Source organism: Streptomyces sp. NPDC029169, from assembly GCF_055563935.1.
In genome coordinates this window covers 107,027-125,773 of record NZ_JBVHXA010000002.1, presented here as the reverse complement: position 1 = coordinate 125,773, position 18,747 = coordinate 107,027, and the positions used below count along the sequence as shown (strand labels likewise).

Below are 18,747 nucleotides of genomic sequence, written 5' to 3'. Positions count from 1 at the left end.
CCCCGCTGACCGGGGGGCCTTGACGAACCGCACGCAGCGCGCAATTCTCAGGACGCGTCGTCACAACGATCCGTATCCGAGGCATGGATCGACGACGGAACGGGCAGTATCGAGGTGCGCCGCACGGCGCGAGGTACCGCGGAGTTGAGAACAACGAGGGTCGCGAATTACTCGCCCTGGACATCAGTGGGCCAAGTGGCTACACTGACCCTTTGCGCTGCCTGTTAGCTGCCCCCTGCCCGTCACTAGGGGCATACTCTCGCGAGAGCATTGTCGGCAGACCTGACCTGACCTGGACTTTTGGCCATATCGGGAATTGTCTGTCCCTCTGTATCGCTGGGGACCGGTACGCGCGTAGTGAGTCCGAGCCCTCGGAAGGACCCCCTCTTGGCCGCCTCGCGCAACGCCTCGACCAATACGAACAACGGCGCCAGCACCGCCCCGCTGCGCATCTCCTTTGCAAAGATCAAGGAGCCCCTCGAGGTTCCGAACCTCCTCGCGCTGCAGACCGAGAGCTTTGACTGGCTGCTCGGCAATGCCGCCTGGAAGGCTCGCGTCGAGGCAGCTCTCGAGTCGGGACAGGACGTCCCCAGGAAGTCGGGTCTGGAAGAGATCTTCGAGGAGATCTCCCCGATCGAGGACTTCTCCGGGTCGATGTCGCTGACCTTCCGCGACCACCGCTTCGAGCCCCCGAAGAACTCGATCGACGAGTGCAAGGACCGTGACTTCACGTACGGCGCCCCGCTCTTCGTCACGGCCGAGTTCACCAACAACGAGACCGGCGAGATCAAGTCCCAGACGGTCTTCATGGGCGACTTCCCGCTCATGACGAACAAGGGCACCTTCGTCATCAACGGCACCGAGCGTGTCGTGGTCTCGCAGCTTGTCCGTTCGCCGGGCGTCTACTTCGACTCCTCGATCGACAAGACGTCCGACAAGGACATTTTCTCCGCCAAGATCATCCCGTCCCGGGGTGCCTGGCTGGAGATGGAGATCGACAAGCGCGACATGGTCGGTGTCCGCATCGACCGCAAGCGCAAGCAGTCCGTGACCGTCCTCCTGAAGGCGCTCGGCTGGACCACCGAGCAGATCCTGCAGGAGTTCGGCGAGTACGAGTCCATGCGCGCCACCCTGGAGAAGGACCACACCCAGGGCCAGGACGACGCGCTGCTCGACATCTACCGCAAGCTCCGTCCGGGCGAGCCGCCGACCCGTGAGGCCGCTCAGACGCTGCTCGAGAACCTCTACTTCAACCCGAAGCGCTACGACCTCGCCAAGGTCGGCCGCTACAAGGTGAACAAGAAGCTCGGCGCGGACGAGCCGCTGGACGCCGGTGTCCTGACCACCGACGACATCATCGCCACGATCAAGTACCTCGTGAAGCTTCACGCGGGCGAGACCGAGACGATCGGCGAGTCGGGCCGGGACATCGTCGTCGAGACCGACGACATCGACCACTTCGGCAACCGTCGTCTGCGTAACGTCGGCGAGCTCATCCAGAACCAGGTCCGTACGGGTCTGGCTCGTATGGAGCGCGTCGTGCGTGAGCGCATGACCACCCAGGACGTCGAGGCGATCACGCCGCAGACCCTGATCAACATCCGGCCGGTCGTCGCCTCCATCAAGGAGTTCTTCGGCACCAGCCAGCTGTCGCAGTTCATGGACCAGAACAACCCGCTGTCGGGTCTGACGCACAAGCGTCGTCTCTCGGCGCTCGGTCCGGGTGGTCTGTCCCGTGAGCGGGCCGGCTTCGAGGTCCGAGACGTGCACCCGTCCCACTACGGACGCATGTGCCCGATCGAGACCCCCGAAGGCCCGAACATCGGTCTGATCGGTTCGCTCGCCTCGTACGGCCGCGTCAACGCGTTCGGCTTCATCGAGACGCCGTACCGCAAGGTCGTCGACGGTCAGGTCACCGACGAGGTCGACTACATCACGGCCGACGAGGAGGACCGGTACGTCATCGCCCAGGCGAACGCGACCCTGAGCGACGAGCTGCGCTTCACCGAGCCGCGCGTCCTGGTCCGCCGCCGTGGCGGTGAGGTCGACTACGTCCCGCCGACCGAGGTCGACTACATGGACGTCTCGCCGCGCCAGATGGTGTCGGTCGCGACGGCCATGATCCCCTTCCTCGAGCACGACGACGCCAACCGTGCCCTCATGGGCGCGAACATGATGCGGCAGGCGGTGCCGCTGATCAAGTCCGAGGCCCCGCTCGTCGGTACCGGCATGGAGTACCGCTGTGCCACCGACGCCGGTGACGTCATCAAGGCCGAGAAGGACGGTGTGATCCAGGAGGTCTCGGCCGACTACGTCACCGTCACCAACGACGACGGCACGTACACCACGTACCGCGTCGCGAAGTTCTCGCGCTCGAACCAGGGCACCTCGGTCAACCAGAAGGTCGTCGTCTCCGAGGGCGACCGGGTCGTCGAGGGCCAGGTCCTCGCCGACGGTCCGGCCACCGAGAACGGTGAGATGGCGCTCGGCAAGAACCTGCTCGTGGCGTTCATGCCGTGGGAGGGTCACAACTACGAGGACGCGATCATCCTGTCGCAGCGCCTCGTGCAGGACGACGTCCTCTCCTCGATCCACATCGAGGAGCACGAGGTCGACGCCCGTGACACCAAGCTCGGCCCGGAGGAGATCACCCGGGACATCCCGAACGTCTCCGAGGAGGTCCTCGCCGACCTCGACGAGCGCGGCATCATCCGTATCGGTGCCGAGGTCGTCGCCGGCGACATCCTCGTCGGCAAGGTCACGCCCAAGGGTGAGACCGAGCTGACCCCGGAGGAGCGCCTGCTCCGCGCGATCTTCGGTGAGAAGGCGCGTGAGGTCCGTGACACCTCGCTGAAGGTGCCGCACGGCGAGACCGGCAAGGTCATCGGCGTGCGCGTCTTCGACCGCGAGGAGGGCGACGAGCTTCCGCCCGGCGTCAACCAGCTCGTGCGGGTGTACGTCGCGCAGAAGCGCAAGATCACCGATGGTGACAAGCTCGCCGGCCGTCACGGCAACAAGGGTGTCATCTCGAAGATCCTTCCGATCGAGGACATGCCGTTCCTCGAGGACGGAACTCCGGTCGACATCATCCTCAACCCGCTGGGTGTCCCGTCCCGAATGAACCCGGGACAGGTCCTGGAGATCCACCTCGGCTGGCTCGCCAGCCGCGGCTGGGACGTCTCCGGCCTCGCGGACGAGTGGGCCGAGCGCCTCCAGGCGATCGGCGCCGACCAGGTCGCCCCGGGCACCAACGTCGCCACCCCCGTCTTCGACGGTGCGCGTGAGGACGAGCTCGCGGGTCTGCTCCAGCACACGATCCCGAACCGCGACGGCGAGCGCATGGTGCTCCCCTCCGGCAAGGCGCGTCTGTTCGACGGCCGCTCCGGCGAGCCGTTCCCGGACCCGATCTCGGTCGGGTACATGTACATCCTCAAGCTCCACCACCTGGTCGACGACAAGCTGCACGCCCGGTCGACCGGTCCGTACTCGATGATCACCCAGCAGCCGCTGGGTGGTAAGGCCCAGTTCGGTGGCCAGCGCTTCGGTGAGATGGAGGTGTGGGCGCTGGAGGCTTATGGCGCCGCGTACGCCCTCCAGGAGCTGCTGACGATCAAGTCCGACGACGTCACCGGCCGCGTGAAGGTCTACGAGGCCATCGTCAAGGGCGAGAACATCCCTGAGCCCGGCATCCCCGAGTCCTTCAAGGTGCTCATCAAGGAGATGCAGTCCCTGTGCCTCAACGTGGAGGTGCTGTCCTCGGACGGCATGTCCATCGAGATGCGCGACACCGACGAGGACGTCTTCCGCGCAGCGGAGGAGCTCGGTATCGACCTGTCCCGGCGCGAGCCGAGCAGCGTCGAAGAGGTCTGACGGGAGTCCGGCGGACCTTGAGCGATCAAGGTCCGCCGGCCCCAGGACCCCCGTTTCAGACCCCAAGACTTACAACCCTGAGAGGGATTGACGCATAGTGCTCGACGTCAACTTCTTCGATGAGCTCCGGATCGGTCTGGCTACCGCTGACGACATCCGTCAGTGGAGCCACGGCGAGGTCAAGAAGCCCGAGACCATCAACTACCGCACCCTGAAGCCTGAGAAGGACGGACTCTTCTGCGAGAAGATCTTCGGTCCGACCCGGGACTGGGAGTGCTACTGCGGCAAGTACAAGCGTGTCCGCTTCAAGGGCATCATCTGTGAGCGGTGTGGCGTCGAGGTCACCCGCGCCAAGGTGCGCCGTGAGCGGATGGGCCACATCGAGCTCGCCGCGCCCGTCACCCACATCTGGTACTTCAAGGGCGTTCCTTCGCGCCTCGGATACCTGCTCGACCTCGCGCCGAAGGACCTCGAGAAGGTCATCTACTTCGCCGCGTACATGATCACGTTCGTCGACGACGAGCGCCGCACCCGCGACCTCCCGTCGCTGGAGGCGCACGTCTCCGTCGAGCGTCAGCAGATCGAGAACCGCCGCGACTCCGACCTGGAGGCCCGCGCCAAGAAGCTCGAGACCGACCTGGCCGAGCTCGAGGCCGAGGGTGCCAAGGCCGACGTGCGCCGCAAGGTGCGCGAGGGTGCCGAGCGTGAGATGAAGCAGCTGCGCGACCGTGCGCAGCGCGAGATCGACCGTCTCGACGAGGTCTGGAGCCGCTTCAAGAACCTCAAGGTCCAGGACCTGGAGGGCGACGAGCTCCTCTACCGCGAGCTGCGTGACCGTTTCGGCACGTACTTCGACGGTTCGATGGGTGCGGCTGCTCTGCAGAAGCGTCTCGAGTCGTTCGACCTCGAGGAGGAGGCCGAGCGCCTCCGCGAGATCATCCGTACCGGCAAGGGCCAGAAGAAGACCCGTGCGCTCAAGCGCCTCAAGGTCGTCTCCGCGTTCCTGCAGACCGCGAACAGCCCCAAGGGCATGGTTCTCGACTGCGTGCCGGTGATCCCGCCGGACCTGCGTCCGATGGTGCAGCTGGACGGTGGCCGCTTCGCGACCTCCGACCTGAACGACCTGTACCGCCGTGTGATCAACCGCAACAACCGTCTGAAGCGTCTGCTCGACCTCGGTGCCCCCGAGATCATCGTGAACAACGAGAAGCGGATGCTCCAGGAGGCGGTCGACGCCCTCTTCGACAACGGCCGTCGTGGTCGCCCGGTCACGGGCCCCGGTAACCGTCCGCTGAAGTCCCTCAGCGACATGCTGAAGGGCAAGCAGGGTCGATTCCGTCAGAACCTGCTCGGCAAGCGTGTGGACTACTCCGCGCGTTCCGTCATCGTCGTCGGCCCGCAGCTCAAGCTGCACCAGTGCGGTCTGCCGAAGGCCATGGCGCTCGAGCTCTTCAAGCCGTTCGTGATGAAGCGCCTGGTCGACCTGAACCACGCGCAGAACATCAAGTCCGCCAAGCGGATGGTCGAGCGCGGCCGCACGGTCGTGTACGACGTCCTCGAAGAGGTCATCGCCGAGCACCCGGTTCTGCTGAACCGTGCGCCCACGCTGCACCGCCTCGGCATCCAGGCCTTCGAGCCCCAGCTGGTCGAGGGCAAGGCCATCCAGATCCACCCGCTCGTCTGCACCGCGTTCAACGCGGACTTCGACGGTGACCAGATGGCCGTGCACCTGCCGCTCTCCGCGGAGGCGCAGGCCGAGGCCCGCATCCTGATGCTGTCCTCGAACAACATCCTCAAGCCGGCCGACGGCCGTCCGGTCACGATGCCGACCCAGGACATGGTCCTCGGTCTGTTCTTCCTGACCACCGACGGTGAGCTTCGTGACACCAAGGGCGAGGGCCGCGCGTTCGGCTCCACGGCCGAGGCGATCATGGCGTTCGACGCCGGCGAGCTCGCGCTGCAGTCGCAGATCGACATCCGCTTCCCGATCGGCACCGTTCCGCCGCGCGGCTGGGTTCCCCCGGTTGCCGAGGAGGGCGAGCCGGAGTGGCAGCAGGGTGACTCGTTCCGCCTGCGTACGTCCCTGGGTCGCGCGCTCTTCAACGAGCTGCTGCCCGAGGACTACCCCTTCGTCGACTACTCGGTCGGCAAGAAGCAGCTCTCCGAGATCGTCAACGACCTCGCCGAGCGCTACCCCAAGGTCATCGTGGCGGCGACGCTCGACAACCTGAAGGCGGCGGGCTTCTACTGGGCGACCCGTTCCGGCGTCACCGTGGCCATCTCCGACGTCGTCGTTCCCGAGGCGAAGAAGGAGATCGTCAAGGGCTACGAGGCGCAGGACGAGAAGGTCCAGAAGCAGTACGAGCGCGGTCTGATCACCAAGGAAGAGCGCACTCAGGAGCTCATCGCGATCTGGACCAAGGCGACCAACGAGGTTGCCGAGGCGATGAACGCGAACTTCCCCAAGACGAACCCCATCTTCATGATGGTTGACTCGGGTGCCCGAGGAAACATGATGCAGATGCGGCAGATCGCCGGTATGCGTGGTCTGGTGTCGAACGCCAAGAATGAGACGATTCCTCGTCCCATCAAGGCGTCCTTCCGTGAGGGTCTCTCCGTCCTCGAGTACTTCATCTCGACGCACGGTGCCCGTAAGGGTCTGGCCGACACCGCCCTGCGTACCGCCGACTCGGGTTACCTGACCCGTCGTCTGGTGGACGTCTCGCAGGACGTGATCATCCGCGAGGAGGACTGTGGCACCGAGCGCGGTCTGAAGCTGCGGATCGCCGAGCGGGGTGCCGATGGCGTCCTGCGGAAGACGGACGACGTCGAGACCTCCGTGTACGCGCGGATGCTCGCCGAGGACGTCGTCGTGGACGGCAAGGTCATCGCGCCGGCCAACGTCGACCTGGGTGACGTGCTCATCGACGCCCTGGTCAACGCGGGTGTCGAGGAGGTCAAGACCCGTTCGGTCCTGACCTGTGAGTCCGCGGTCGGCACGTGTGCCTTCTGCTACGGCCGCTCCCTGGCCACCGGCAAGCTGGTCGACATCGGTGAGGCCGTCGGCATCATCGCCGCCCAGTCCATCGGTGAGCCCGGTACCCAGCTGACGATGCGTACCTTCCACACCGGTGGTGTGGCCGGTGACGACATCACCCAGGGTCTGCCCCGTGTTGTCGAGCTCTTCGAGGCCCGGCAGCCCAAGGGTGTCGCCCCGATCTCGGAGGCGGCCGGCCGCGTCCGTATCGAGGAGACCGAGAAGACCAAGAAGATCGTCGTCACTCCGGACGACGGCAGCGACGAGACGGCGTTCCCGATCTCGAAGCGTGCCCGTCTGCTGGTGAGCGAGGGCGACCACGTCGAGGTGGGCCAGAAGCTCACCGTGGGTGCCACCAACCCGCACGACGTGCTGCGGATCCTCGGTCAGCGCGCGGTCCAGGTCCACCTGGTCGGCGAGGTCCAGAAGGTCTACAACTCGCAGGGTGTGTCGATCCACGACAAGCACATCGAGATCATCATCCGGCAGATGCTGCGCCGCGTGACGATCATCGAGTCCGGCGACGCGGAGCTGCTGCCGGGCGAGCTCGTCGAGCGCTCGAAGTTCGAGACCGAGAACCGTCGTGTGGTCACCGAGGGCGGTCACCCCGCCTCCGGCCGTCCGCAGCTGATGGGTATCACCAAGGCCTCGCTGGCGACGGAGTCCTGGCTGTCGGCCGCCTCCTTCCAGGAGACGACCCGAGTCCTGACGGATGCGGCGATCAACGCCAAGTCCGACAGCCTCATCGGCCTCAAGGAGAACGTCATCATCGGTAAGCTCATCCCGGCCGGTACGGGTCTGTCCCGCTACCGCAACATCCGGGTCGAGCCGACCGAGGAGGCCAAGGCCGCGATGTACTCGGCCGTCGGCTACGACGACATCGACTACTCGCCGTTCGGCACCGGCTCCGGCCAGGCCGTTCCGCTGGAGGACTACGACTACGGTCCGTACAACCAGTAAGTAGATCGAAACGAGAGGCGGCCACCCCCTGGGGGTGGCCGCCTCTCGGCGTTTCAGCGGCCCGCCAGCTCCCAGACCGCGAGCATCAGGCCCGCGCTCGCCGTCAGCGCCGCGATGCTGGTCAGCGGCCAGCGGGCGCGTTCCAGGGCGTCGAGCCGGGACTCCATGTCGGCGAGCTGCTTGTCGGTCTGGTCACTGCGCTGCACGAGCAGCGCGAGCGAGCCGTCGACGCGGGCGAAGCCCGCCTCGAGCGTGCCCCGGAGCCGTTCCAGTTCGACGGCGACGGTGACCGGGTCGTGCTGTTCAGACTCGGTCATCGGCAGCCCCCGGGGTGGTACGCAGCCAGGAGGGCAGCAGGTTCTGCACGGCCGGAACCGCCATCACCCGGGTGAGCGCGCCGGCGGCGGCGAGCGCCGCGGCGACCCAGGGGAGGGTCGCAGGGATGCCGGAGGCGTCGACGATCGCGGGGAGGACGACGGCGAGGGCGACGGCCGACTGCAGGACGGTACGGGCCGTGCGCTTGGCGGCTTCGGACATGGTGGTGCTCCTTACTTCGTGTACGGGACCTACTTCGTGTACGGGACCTTGAGCGCGTTCCAGGACATGACGCCCGGCCAGCCGTCGGCGTCGGAGCCGCTGAAGCCGAGCTTGCGCTGCCACTTCGCGTAACTGCGCCGGTCCGCCTCGCCCCAGCGGGGGGACGGGCCGACGGTGTACGCGGAGCAGCCTTCGGCGACCAGCCGGCGGCCCATCGCGGTGACGATCGGCGAGCTGGGGTTGTTCTTGAAGAACGACGTGCCGGGGAAGGGCTGGTAGCGCGGGGCGGCCGGCTTCGGCGGGGCCGGGGGCTGCGTCGCGGGGGCCGCGCCGAGCCGCTTCTGGACCCGGTCGCGCATGCCCGGCATCGCGAAGCCGCGCGGGTCGCTCTTCCAGTCGGACCACTCCAGGTGTCCGATGACGGACTTGGCGCCCCAGCCGTGGGCCCGGCAGAGCGCGGCGGACGTCCGCTCGATGGCGTCGAGCTGGGCGGCCGGCCAGGGGTCGTTGCCGTTTCCGAGGTTGACGCACTCGAAGCCGTAGAAGCGGGAGTTGCCGTCGACGGCGCCGGAGCTGCCCTGGTGCTCGCGGGGGGCGGGCGGCCGGGTCCCGTAGGTCTCGGTGATCACGGCCTGGAGGACCGAGGGATCGCCGCCGCCCGCGTGGTTGGCGCGGCCGTTGGCGACGAGATGGACCGTGCCGTCCTTGGCGATCACGCCGTGGCAGAGCGGGCCCGGCAGTCCGGCGTAGCCGTTGTAGCAGAGCTCGACCGACGAGGCGGTGCCGCTGGAGACGGTGTGGTGGATCATCACGCCGACGACGGGGCCCCAGGCTCCTGCCTGGTTGCGGTGGTGGGTGCGCCAGCCGTCGTGCTCGACGACCTTGACGCCTTCGGCGCGGAGCGCGGCGACGAGCCGGTCCGCGGTGAGGGGAGTGGCCATGGGTGACCTCCAGGCTTGCGGGCATGAAAAAAGCCCGCGCGGGGGCGGGCGTACGGGTGGGGCGTGTGCTTACGGAGCCGCGGGCGGGGCCCAGGTCGCGCACAGGGCGGCGTGGGCGGCGCGGCGCCGCTCGAAGTCGGCGAGGGCGGCCGCCACGGCCTGCTGGACGGCGGTGGGTTCGGGCGTGACCGGCGTACCGCCACTGGGATTGACGATCACGAGGCCGCTGCCGCGCAGGGCCGCGCCCTCCTCGCCGTACTCCTCCAACTGGGCGGTGACGTACACCGGCGGGTACTCGCCGGTGAGCGGGTCGGGCCTGAGGACGCCGTCGAAGGTGTTGTCGTAGACACGGATGTTGACCGTGTGGCCGTTCTCGCTCACGGCGGCGCGGCCGGCGTAGTCGATGGCCACACCCCATGGCTGGGCAGGGTCGATGATCACGATGCGCTCCTTTTTCGGGGGACGTCAGCTCTGGAGGCCGTACATGACGTACGGCTTGGCGTACACGGTGCCGCTCGCGGTGGTGACGATGGCCTGGATCTCCACGTTCACGGTTGTGCCGAAGCGGGTGGCGATGTCCGTGACGACCGCGGCCGTGTGGTCGAAGGTCGTGCCCGCGTTGACGGTCGGGCCCCACTGGGCGCCGTCGACCAGGACCTTCACCTGGCCGGTGGCCCCGGAGGAGAAGCGCGTGTACACGCCCAGGCGCATGCGCGGCTGCCAGATCGGGTTGTGGGACCGGGCGATGGTGGTCCATGCCGTCGCCGAGGTCGCCGGCCAGTTCGCCGAGGCCAGGTCCTGCGGCGGCAGCATCTGCAGCCAGGGCCGGGCGAGCCCGCCGGCGCCGATGTCGTCGGAGAAGATCTCGTGGCCGTAGGCGTCGCTGATCCGCAGCACCTGCTTGGAGGTGTCCGAGCCGTTGCCGTTGTACAGGGCCAGCGCCTGCTCGCCGGTCTGACGGTTCACGGTGAGGCCGTACTCGGCGCCGTTCCACCGACCGGCCTGGAGGACGACGGTGCCGTTGGGCCGCTTCACGGTGAGCGCGCCGTCGCTGATCTCGTTGAGCGCGGGACGGGTGTTGACCGCGGTGGACAGCGCCTGAATCCGGCGCTCCATCTGGGTGAGCCGGTCGATGATGTCCTCGGGCAGCTGCGGCATCAGGCCTCCTCAAGGTAGAGCTCGGCGGTGTCGGGGCGGCCGCGCTCCGGCGGACTGACCTTGACGCCGATGATCCGGTAGCGGGCGTCGAGGCCCTGGGGGTGCCACTCGTCGGTGATCCGGATCCGGGCCGAGCGGCCGAGGAGCGCCGGCGGGACGACCCCGCCGAGGCGGATGCTGATCGCGGGGATCAGCACGGCGCCGCGGGTCTGGGCGAGGTTCGAGGCGGCCAGCGAGTTCAGGGTGCCCTTGCTCGTGATCTCGTTGTGGTCCGAGGACAGGTCGATGCGCGGCCAGCCGCCGTCGATCAGGTCCTGCGCCACCGCCTCGGCGGAGTACAGCGGCCGGGACTCGGCGGCGGCGTTGTTGTTGACGGACGCGCCACGGGCCACGGCGGTGGTGCCGCCACGGGTCGCGTCGCGGGGGAAGGAGTACGACAGGATCGTGCCGGGGCGGTCGAAGACCAGGTCGGTGGCGCCGGTGCGGATCTTGGGGAAGCCGAGCCGCAGCCGGCGGATCCGCTCTCCGGTGACTGGGTCCCGGTAGACCATGATCTGGTGCTCGAAGCCGTTCTCGAGGGCGGCGAGCTGGTCCAGCGCCTCGGAGTAGAGGGTTTCGTTCCCGTTCCGCCAGGACACCTCCCGGGTGACTTCGGAGACCTCCTGTCCGTACGTCACGTTGATGTTGCCGCCGGGTTCCTTCTGGAGCTCCTGCCACAGGATCCGCGCGAGCGCCAGCTGGTCGGTCTCCGAGGGGAGCGTGATGTCCTTGCGAATGCGGCGGCGGGCCGCGTACGAGTCGAAGGTGGCGGCCTGGATGCCCAGGGTCAGCACCCCGCGCGCGCTGCTCTGCAGGGTGCTCGTCCAGATGATGCCGCCCCACCACAGGTCCCCGCCGCGCTCCAGGTAGATCGCGGTGCGGCCCTCCTCGACCTGGCGGGCGCGCGCGGCGATGGCCTGGTCGGGGATGGGGATGGTGCCGGACAGCGAGCCGGCCTTGCCGATGTAGTCGTCGAACTGGACGTCCCGCAGCGGCAGGATGTCGATGGTCTGGTCGGAGCGCAGGTCGCAGAAGATCGCCCGGTAGGGCGTTTCGAGTGTCATCGGGACCTCACTGGACGAAGGTGGCGGTGATGCGGATGTTCCGGCCGGCGGTCAGGACGCCGTTGCCGGACCAGGTACGCACATGGACCGTCCCGCTGGTCGAGAAGGTGAAGGCGCCGGAGCCGTAGAAGTCGGTGCCGGTGGCCTCGTAGTCGAGCGCGGGGCGCCAGCCGGCCGGCAGGGTGCACACCAGCTCGTCGGGGCTGAGGTTGCCGGCGGTGGTGGCGGTGAGGTCGGCGCCGCTGCGGGTCAGCGTCACGGACACGGTGCACACACCTCGGGTCCTGCGCCCCGCGAAGCCCAGCAGTGTCCAGCCGGTGGCCGCGGCCGCCCCGGTGTTGGTCGTCTCCACCTCGACCGGCGGCTGGTAGTTCACCCAGGCGGTGCCGTTCCAGCGCTGGAGCGTGCCGTTCGCGTCCCGATACTGGCCGGCGTAACTGCCCGTGGACACCATGCCGGTGGGCGCGATGCCGCCGATCTCCTTCGGGTACGCGACCCAGGCGGTGCCGTCCCAGCGCTGGAGGAAGTGCGAGTTGTCGTTGTCCTGGTACTGGCCCGGGTAGGCGCCCGGGACGGCCCCGTTGTTGTAGACGGGCAGGATGCCGCCGACGCCGACGAGCGTGACGCGCAGGTCGGTGACGGTCCCGGCGGTGGACCAGGGGATTCCGCCCGTACCGGCGGAGGTCCCGGCGGGGACCTTGACGGAGAACAGCGTCAGCGAGACGGCGGGCGCGGCCGGGGCCACCGGGGTGGCGGCCGGGGTGCCCTTGATGATCTCCAGGGCTGTTTCGCTCTTCGTGGAGCCGTCGAACTGGTCGTCGTACACGCGCAGGACGACGAGGTCGATACGCGGGTTGAGCGGGTCGCCGTCGGCGAAGGTGATGACGGTGTCCGAGTCGAGGGCGACGGGGTACGCGCCGTGGGCCACCGCGCCCTGGATGACGGCCCGGCCGTGGTAGACCGTGGCCGTCATGGGGCCGCTGGAGCTCATCCACAGGCCGCCGACGCGGTACTTGCCGTCGTAGGTGCCGGGCAGGATGCCCGAGCGGGAGGCGAACGGGCCGGCGGGCGTGGTGGCGCCGAGGGCGGTGTGGCGGGTGTCTAGGCGGGTTTGCCCGGTGGGGGCGAGCCAGCCGTTGCGCAGAGCCATGGTCTGTCTCCTGGGTCGGTGGGGTTACGCCTGCGGGTCGACGCGGATGAAGGTGTTGTCGAACCCGCCCTTGATGCCGAGGGTGTTGGCGACGACCCGGAAGTAGGCCGTGAGCGTGTAGCTCGCGCCAGGCGTCAGACCCGAAATGCGTCGCATGCTGGCGGTGGAGATCTGGTGGTCGCTCGCGCAGACCGCCGCCCACTCGTCGTTGAGGTCCTGGATCACCGTGGTGCCCTGGGTGAGCTTGAGCGCCATGTACGCGTAGTGGTCGGAGCGGGACTTCATCCGGGCGCCGAAGCTGACGAGCACCGCCTTCGACGGCGGGGCGGTGAAGGTGAGCTGGAGCGGGTTCGTCGTACGGGCGTCGAGCGTCGAGGTGTACGTGCTCGACGGGGTGTCGCCGAAGTCGGAGTTGTCGACGAAGACCGGCCCCGGCACCGCCGGCATCCACGCCGAACCGTTCCAGCGCTGGAGCTGGCCGCCCGCCGTGTCCCGGTACTGGCCCGTGTAGCTGGCCGTCAGTGTGCTCGCGCTGTTCGGGATGATCCCGCCGAGCGCCGACGGGTAGGGCACCCACGCGCCGCCGTCCCAGCGCTGGAGCGCGCCGCCGGAGTCCTGGTACTGGCCCGGGTAGGCGCCCGGGAAGGACTGGCCCTCGACCGGGAGGATGCCGCCGACGGAGACGACCGGGGTGCGCAGGTCCTTCAGGGCGGTGTTCCACGGGATGCCGCCGTTGCCGGCGCTGGCGCCGGCCGGGACCGTCACCTCGTACAGCGGGAGACTGCGCTCCGGAACGGCGGGGGCCTGCGGGGTCTGGCCCGGGACACCCTGCACGATCTCGATCTTCGCCTCGTTGCGGCCCGAGGAGTCGTACAGGTTGTCGTAGACCTTGGCGACGACCAGGTCGACGCGGCCGTACTGGGCGTCGCCCGCGGCGAAGGTGACTACCTCGGCTGCCGGCAGGGCCACCGGGTACACGCCCTGGGAGATCGAGCCTTGGATGAGGGCCCGGCCCTCGGAGACGGTCGCCGACATGGCGGCGGAGCCGAACATCCAGAAGCCCGACAGCCGGAACTGGCCGTCGTAGGAGCCCGGCAGGATGCCGGAGCGGACCTGGACGGGGTTGACCGGGGTGGTCGCGCCGATCTGGTTGAGGCGGGTGTCCTCACGGGTCTGGCCGGTCTCGGCGACCCAGCTGCTGCGCAGGTTCATGGGGTTCTCCAATCGGGAAGCTGTGCGGGGTTCAGGACTTGATCCACTCGGCGGTGAGGGTGCAGGCGTAGCCCGAGCCGCCGAGGGTCTTGATCGCCGCGGTGTGGTTGTGGAAGCCGGCCAGCTGGAGCGTGGTGCCGGCGCTGAGCTGGATCAGGCCCGAGCCGCCGACGCTGATGGCGCCGTTGCCGGCGGGGGTGAGCCAGGTCATCCGGGACTGCCCGACGCCGCCGGCCAGGACACGGGCGCCGCGCATACCGGTCTGGGCTTCGTTGGCCCACGTGGCGTGCGCGGAGACCCGCCACCAGCCGGCGCGCGGCACGACGTACGTGGTTCCGTTCCAGCCGCTGGAGTCGTCGACCTCGACGGTCGGCAGGTTGAGCACGGTCCACGTGTTCGGCTCGACGCTCTGCGCCTGGCCGGAAATCCACTGCGTGGCGGCGAAAAGGATCTTCGCCCTGCCCTCGGCGTACTGCCAGGCCGAGCCGTCCCAGCGTTGCAGCGTCCCGGAGTCGTCGCGGTACTGGCCGGCGTAACTGCCGGTCGAGACGGTGCTGGGCGCGATGCCGCCGAGCGCCTTGGGGTACGAGACCCAGGTCGTGCCGTCCCAGCGCTGGAGGAAGCTGCCCGCGTCCCGGTACTGGCCGACGTAGGCGCCCTTGAAGCCGCTGGTGGGCATGATGCCGCCGAGCGCCACCGTCGGCCAGTGCTGCTGGGTGACCCCGCCGGCGGTCCAGGCGATGCCGCCGGTGCCGGCGGAGGCGCCCTTCGGGACGCTGACCGTGTACAGCGGGATGGTGCTGCCCGGACCGCTCGGCGGGGCGGCCGGGGTGGCCGAGGGGGTGCCCTTGACCAGGCGTACGACGGCCTCGGTGGCGCCGGTGTTGTCGTAGTCGTTGTCGACGACGGCCAGTTCGATCAGGTCGATCCGGCCGTGCTGGGGGTCGCCGTCGGCGATGGTGAGCGTCTCCGGCGTCGTGACGGCGACCAGATACGCGCCCTGGTCGGTGTCCTTGCCCTGCACGATCGCGCGGCCGGTGCCGATCGAGCACTGCATGGGCGAGGTCCCGGTCAGGACGAAGCCGCCCGGCACGATGCCCGGCCGCGAGCGCAGCGGGGTCTCCTCGGGGGACTGGCCACTGGGGGTGAGCAGGGCGGCGAGGGTGAGGCGGGTGTCCTCGCGGGTCTGGCCGGTGGGCTGCAGCCATGAGGCACGTACGGTCATGGGTCACCTCTTCGGGAGGGGTTCGTGGGCATCGGTGTGGGCGGCGCTGGGGTTCAGGTGGTGCGGGTCACCACTCGGCGCTGCGCCAGCGCACTGTCATCAGCGCGTCCGGGGTCGCCTCGTCCGGCCGGAAGGAGAGCTCGGTGCGGCCCGGCTCCAGGAGGAAGAGCTCCTCAGGGCTGGAGTCCGCCATCGCCGTGTGGCGGCGGGAGGCGGTGTTGTTGAGCATGACGGTGCCCGCGGCCGTGTCGACGGTGAGCTCGTCGCCGGCCGCCAGGTCGATCGCGTACCGCAGCCGGCGCCGGCTGACCCGCTCCGTGACGGTCGGCATGGAGCACGGGCCGCGGAAGACGATCACCGGATGGGTCGCCGCGGAGCCGGTGTTCTCGACGACGGCGGAGCCGGTGCTCTTCGCCTGGCCCCAGTTGAGCGGCCAGGTCAGCGGCCAGGTCAGCCCGGACTCGGGCTGCGGGGCCGTGGTGGCCGCGAGCTGCTCGTTGACGACGTAGCGGCGCGGGTCGGCCGCCAGCCACTGGATGGACATCTTGGACGTGCCCTGGGTGGCGAAGCCCTGGTCGGCGGGGACGACGCGCTGGGCGATCCGGGCGCGTACGGCGAGCAGTTCGCCGTGCAGCCGTACGGTCAGCCAGCGCTCCTCGTCGAGCAGGGCGAGTGCCTGGCGCAGGGCACGGATGGCCTCGGGCGCCGCGCTGTACTCCGGCATCAGCACGATCGTGCCGCCGACCTTGCGCGGCTTGGCGTACCGGGAGCCCGGCCAGGCGCCGTGGGAGGTGGGGCGGTCGGCGTCGGAGGAGTCGTACTCGGGCAGGTCCTCCCAGCCGGTGAGGCCGGAGCGGTCGACGGCGAACGGGGTGCCGGGGCCGATGAGAAGCCCGGCCCACTGGATCTGCCCGTCCTGGGTGATCAGCGAGCCGGGCGCGACGTCGGCGGTGTAGGCGTTTCCGGTGGCGTATGCGGTTGTGGTCTCGGCCATGGGGGCCGTCACCTCACTTCTGAGGGGGTGTCAGGGTGGGCGGATCAGCGGGGGCGGATCAGCGGTGGGCGGCGGCGAGGAAGAGCAGGTCCTCGGCGGTCGACCGAGGTCCGGCGCCGGGCTGCTCGTAGAAGTCCCGTACGCGGTGCGGCGGTCGGGCAGCCTCGGTGAGCGCCGGGACGCGGCGGTGCTCAAGCACGGTGAGCGGGTCGATGCGCGGGGCGTCCGCGGCGCCCGGGAAGACGACACCGCCGTCGGCGAGCATGGGGATCTTGTCGAGGTCGACGCCGAACTTCTTGCCGAGGAGGCTGAAGCTCAGCTTGTTGAGGCCGTCGATGATCCAGTTGGCGAAGGCGATGAGGCCGTTGATCGGTCCCTTCACGACGCCGATGACGGCGCTCAGCGCGCCCTTGATCAGATCCCCGATCCCGCGCAGGGCGCCGCTGACCGCGTCCTTGGCGGTACGGAAGAAGCCGGGGACGGTGCTGGTGAAGAAGGACAGGAACGGCTGGATGACGCCGCGGATCCCGCCGATGGTGCCGGAGGCGATGCCGCGCAGGGCGTTGGAGGCGGAGGTGACGGCGGAGCGGACGCCCGAGAACCCGTTGATGGCGGAGCCGATGATGCGCAGCGCGGCCGTGAACAGGGCCAGGTAGCCCTTGACGTACGTCCCGACGGCCTGGCCGAGCAGCTTCATGATCGGCTGGAGGAAGGTCCAGACCGCCTGGAAGCCCTTCAGGGCCTGGTCGAAGACCTGCTTCATGATCTTCTGGCCGGTCTCGGAGTTCATGGCGAACTCGATGAGGTACGCGGCGATGGGCACGATGATGCCGACGAGGAAGCCGATCGGGTTGGCGCGCATGGCGACGTTGATGGCCGTCATGGCCACCGCCGCGACGGTCATGACGGTGCCGAAGGTGCCCATCAGGCCGGCGATGACATCGGTGATGGGCAGCAGCGGCAGGAGGATCGCGAGGATGCCGATGCCGATGCCGGTGCCGAGCTTGGCGAGCCCCGGCTTGGCCTTGCGGGCCTTGTCGCCGAAGGACCTGACACCGGTGGCCGCGCGCGAGTTGCCGAGCTTCGCGGCGGCCGTGGCGGCGGAGCCGGCGTTCTGGCCGAAGTTGCGCACCGAGCCGGCCGCCGTCCGGGCTCCGTCACGGAGACGGTCGGCCCCGGCGGCGACGCGCTGCACCTTCTGCCTGATCCGCCGCAGGGTGTCGGATGCCTGTCCGGCGTTTCGCGCGAAGGCGGAGAACGCCGCCGCGCTGCCCGCGAGTGGGTGCAGGGGCATCGCGGCGGCACTCATCCGCGGGCCTTCGCCAGATACATCAGCGCGTCCGCCGTCGACTGCGGGTCACTGCCCCGGGCCGCGTGGTAGTGCTCGATGTGCAGCCCGGCACCCGCGCCGCCGGCGCCCAGGCCCTTGTGGGCCGTCATCTGGGCGCGGCGGGCGGTGAGGGCGAGCAGCCGGTCCAGCTTGGAGAGCGGGAGGACGGCCTCGGCCTCGCCGGCCTCGGCGAGGATCGCCGGGACACCGCCGTGGCGGGGCATGACGACACCACCGGTGGCGAGCATCGGGATGGTCGGGATGTTGACGCCGAAGGTCTTGCCGCCGACGAGGGGCACCCAGCCGGGGACGCTGACCTTGACCCGGTTCAGGCTGCCGATCATCCGGTTGATCAGGCCGATCACGGCGTTGATCGGGCCCGACACACCGCTCTTGATGCCGTTGAACGCCCGGGACGCGATGTCCTTGAGGCCGTTCCAGATGGACGACATCTTGTCCTTGACGGCCCGGAAGGCGTTCGGGATCGCGGTCTTGATCCAGTTGACGACCGGGGTGATGACGGCCTTGATGCCGTTCCAGACGGTGCTGATGACCGTCTTGATCGCCTTCATGACCGTGGTGATGACCGTCTTCCAGATCTTCACGTAGGTCTTGATGACGGTCGCGACCGCCTTGACGACGACGGAGATGGCCTTCTTGATGCCGTTCCAGACCGTCTTGATCAGCTGGCCGGCCTTCTTCATGATCGGGCCGATGGCCTTCATGACCGAGCTGATCACGGTCTTGATGGCGCTGAAGGCCTTCTTCATGATCGTCTGCATGGTCTTCGAGCGCATCGCCATCTCGACGATCTTCTCGATGAGCGGCATGAACAGCTCGATCAGGCGGACGAGGAAGTTGCCCTTCATGGACTTGTTGAGCTTGTCCTGGCCCTTGGCGGCCTTGCCGGCGCCGGACTCGTACTTGCCCATCTTGGTGCCGGCGGACTGGGCGGTCTGGCCGGCCTTGGCCATGGAGCGCTCGGCCTGGTCGGAAGCGGTCTTGAGATTCTTGAGTTCCTTGGCGGACCCTTGCGCGGCGCCCTTGACGCCGCTGATGTTCTTGCCGGCCGTCGAGGCGCGCTGACCGAGGGTCTGCGCGGCGCGATCGGCGGAGTCAGACGCGGACTTGAACTGTCTGAGGGCTCCGGAGGAGTTGTTCAGAGAACGTACGAGGGACATGCACGTCCACCTCTGCTAACTGGATTCGGGTAGGGCGGGTGAGCGGCTG

Annotated in this window: 14 protein-coding genes; 2 read left to right on the top strand and 12 right to left on the bottom strand. The window is 68.8% G+C overall.

The window, feature by feature from the left end:
• Positions 1 to 387: 387 nt before the first annotated feature.
• Positions 388 to 3,870, top strand: a complete 3,483-nt coding sequence (rpoB, locus tag ACZ4VI_RS04275; protein WP_467996471.1) for a DNA-directed RNA polymerase subunit beta — start codon at positions 388 to 390, stop codon at positions 3,868 to 3,870.
• A gap of 97 nt (positions 3,871 to 3,967) precedes the next feature.
• Positions 3,968 to 7,867 carry a DNA-directed RNA polymerase subunit beta' gene (locus ACZ4VI_RS04270; protein ID WP_467996469.1) on the top strand — a complete coding sequence of 1,300 codons (3,900 nt, stop codon included), beginning with the start codon at positions 3,968 to 3,970 and terminating at the stop codon, positions 7,865 to 7,867.
• Positions 7,868 to 7,920: 53 nt separating this feature from the next.
• On the opposite strand, the gene ACZ4VI_RS04265 is transcribed toward ACZ4VI_RS04270, so the two are convergent.
• The 12 genes from ACZ4VI_RS04265 to ACZ4VI_RS04210 form a co-directional block, all read right to left on the bottom strand.
• On the bottom strand, positions 7,921 to 8,184 hold the full coding sequence (locus ACZ4VI_RS04265) for a hypothetical protein (protein WP_467996468.1): 264 nt from the start codon (positions 8,182 to 8,184) through the stop codon (positions 7,921 to 7,923).
• A complete protein-coding gene (locus ACZ4VI_RS04260; RefSeq protein WP_467996466.1) occupies positions 8,171 to 8,404 on the bottom strand; it encodes a hypothetical protein in 234 nt (77 codons plus the stop codon). Before ACZ4VI_RS04260 ends, ACZ4VI_RS04265 begins: the two co-directional genes overlap by 14 nt.
• Positions 8,405 to 8,433: 29 nt before the next feature.
• Positions 8,434 to 9,345 (bottom strand): peptidoglycan-binding protein, encoded by a 912-nt coding sequence (locus ACZ4VI_RS04255; protein WP_467996464.1) that lies wholly within the window; start codon positions 9,343 to 9,345, stop codon positions 8,434 to 8,436.
• 69 nt (positions 9,346 to 9,414) lie between these two features.
• Positions 9,415 to 9,786 carry an ATP-binding protein gene (locus ACZ4VI_RS04250; protein WP_467996463.1) on the bottom strand — a complete coding sequence of 124 codons (372 nt, stop codon included), beginning with the start codon at positions 9,784 to 9,786 and terminating at the stop codon, positions 9,415 to 9,417.
• A 24-nt stretch (positions 9,787 to 9,810) separates the two neighbouring features.
• Complete coding sequence (locus tag ACZ4VI_RS04245; protein WP_467996462.1) at positions 9,811 to 10,503, bottom strand: hypothetical protein; 693 nt, start codon at positions 10,501 to 10,503, stop codon at positions 9,811 to 9,813.
• Positions 10,503 to 11,606, bottom strand: a complete 1,104-nt coding sequence (locus ACZ4VI_RS04240; protein WP_467996460.1) for a hypothetical protein — start codon at positions 11,604 to 11,606, stop codon at positions 10,503 to 10,505. Before ACZ4VI_RS04240 ends, ACZ4VI_RS04245 begins: the two co-directional genes overlap by 1 nt.
• 7 nt (positions 11,607 to 11,613) lie before the next feature.
• Positions 11,614 to 12,756 (bottom strand): hypothetical protein, encoded by a 1,143-nt coding sequence (locus ACZ4VI_RS04235; RefSeq protein ID WP_467996458.1) that lies wholly within the window; start codon positions 12,754 to 12,756, stop codon positions 11,614 to 11,616.
• 24 nt (positions 12,757 to 12,780) lie between these two features.
• Positions 12,781 to 13,968 (bottom strand): hypothetical protein, encoded by a 1,188-nt coding sequence (locus tag ACZ4VI_RS04230; protein WP_467996457.1) that lies wholly within the window; start codon positions 13,966 to 13,968, stop codon positions 12,781 to 12,783.
• Positions 13,969 to 13,999: 31 nt separating this feature from the next.
• The gene (locus ACZ4VI_RS04225) at positions 14,000 to 15,193 is read right to left on the bottom strand and encodes a hypothetical protein (RefSeq protein WP_467996455.1); all 1,194 of its coding nucleotides are present in this window, start codon (positions 15,191 to 15,193) and stop codon (positions 14,000 to 14,002) included.
• Between the two features lie 67 nt (positions 15,194 to 15,260).
• The gene (locus ACZ4VI_RS04220; RefSeq protein WP_467996454.1) at positions 15,261 to 16,187 is read right to left on the bottom strand and encodes a phage distal tail protein; all 927 of its coding nucleotides are present in this window, start codon (positions 16,185 to 16,187) and stop codon (positions 15,261 to 15,263) included.
• 58 nt (positions 16,188 to 16,245) lie between these two features.
• Entirely contained in the window at positions 16,246 to 17,481 is a 1,236-nt protein-coding gene (locus ACZ4VI_RS04215; protein ID WP_467996452.1) for a phage tail family protein, read from the bottom strand.
• A gap of 11 nt (positions 17,482 to 17,492) precedes the next feature.
• Positions 17,493 to 18,698, bottom strand: a complete 1,206-nt coding sequence (locus ACZ4VI_RS04210; protein WP_467996451.1) for a phage tail protein — start codon at positions 18,696 to 18,698, stop codon at positions 17,493 to 17,495.
• Between the last annotated feature and the right edge of the window lie 49 nt (positions 18,699 to 18,747).

Coding starts and splice junctions, on each gene's coding strand:
- ACZ4VI_RS04265 (WP_467996468.1), bottom strand. CDS start 8,184: ATGACCGAGTCTGAACAGCACGACCCGGTCACCGTCGCCGTCGAACTG.
- ACZ4VI_RS04260 (WP_467996466.1), bottom strand. CDS start 8,404: ATGTCCGAAGCCGCCAAGCGCACGGCCCGTACCGTCCTGCAGTCGGCC.
- ACZ4VI_RS04255 (WP_467996464.1), bottom strand. CDS start 9,345: ATGGCCACTCCCCTCACCGCGGACCGGCTCGTCGCCGCGCTCCGCGCC.
- ACZ4VI_RS04245 (WP_467996462.1), bottom strand. CDS start 10,503: ATGCCGCAGCTGCCCGAGGACATCATCGACCGGCTCACCCAGATGGAG.
- ACZ4VI_RS04240 (WP_467996460.1), bottom strand. CDS start 11,606: ATGACACTCGAAACGCCCTACCGGGCGATCTTCTGCGACCTGCGCTCC.
- ACZ4VI_RS04235 (WP_467996458.1), bottom strand. CDS start 12,756: ATGGCTCTGCGCAACGGCTGGCTCGCCCCCACCGGGCAAACCCGCCTA.
- ACZ4VI_RS04230 (WP_467996457.1), bottom strand. CDS start 13,968: ATGAACCTGCGCAGCAGCTGGGTCGCCGAGACCGGCCAGACCCGTGAG.
- ACZ4VI_RS04225 (WP_467996455.1), bottom strand. CDS start 15,193: ATGACCGTACGTGCCTCATGGCTGCAGCCCACCGGCCAGACCCGCGAG.
- ACZ4VI_RS04220 (WP_467996454.1), bottom strand. CDS start 16,187: ATGGCCGAGACCACAACCGCATACGCCACCGGAAACGCCTACACCGCC.
- ACZ4VI_RS04215 (WP_467996452.1), bottom strand. CDS start 17,481: ATGCCCCTGCACCCACTCGCGGGCAGCGCGGCGGCGTTCTCCGCCTTC.
- ACZ4VI_RS04210 (WP_467996451.1), bottom strand. CDS start 18,698: ATGTCCCTCGTACGTTCTCTGAACAACTCCTCCGGAGCCCTCAGACAG.